This window comes from Rhizobium ecuadorense, from assembly GCF_001187535.1.
Taxonomy (GTDB): Bacteria; Pseudomonadota; Alphaproteobacteria; order Rhizobiales; family Rhizobiaceae; genus Rhizobium; species Rhizobium ecuadorense.
Genome location: NZ_LFIO01000002.1, coordinates 1 through 359, shown reverse-complemented (window position 1 = coordinate 359; position 359 = coordinate 1). Strand labels below are relative to the sequence as shown.

The 359-nt window shown below is 62.7% G+C and carries 1 protein-coding gene; it reads right to left on the bottom strand.

Annotated features, from left to right (window positions below; translation table 11 throughout):
* The coding region (locus tag AF337_RS00010) for a flagellin N-terminal helical domain-containing protein (RefSeq protein WP_483150609.1) at positions 1-357 on the bottom strand (357 nt) is incomplete at its 3' end.
* Positions 358-359 lie beyond the last annotated feature (2 nt).

The following is a 359-nucleotide window of genomic DNA, read 5'->3' as shown; positions in this document are numbered from 1 at the left end:
GAACAGGAACTCGCCATTGACCGACGTGTTAGCCGTCGAGACCAGCTGCGAAATCGTGGCGCCCGCCGTCTGCAGGGCAACGGCGATGCTCGTTGTATCCTGGCTCGCCTGGAGCGCGGTCAGGTTCGAGACCAGGCTGTCGCCGGCATCCTTGAGGCTCGAAAGGGCGGTTTGCGATGCGTTCATGCGCAATTCGACGACGGCATTGCTCGTCTTGAACGAGGCGGCCTGGGCGATGGCGCTGGTGAGATTGATCGACTTTGCAGCGCCGGCGCCGAGGGATACGCCGATATCGGCGTAGGTTCCTGTGGTCGCTTCTGTCGAGGCCTGCTGCAGCTTGCTTTGGGACTGGCTGATGG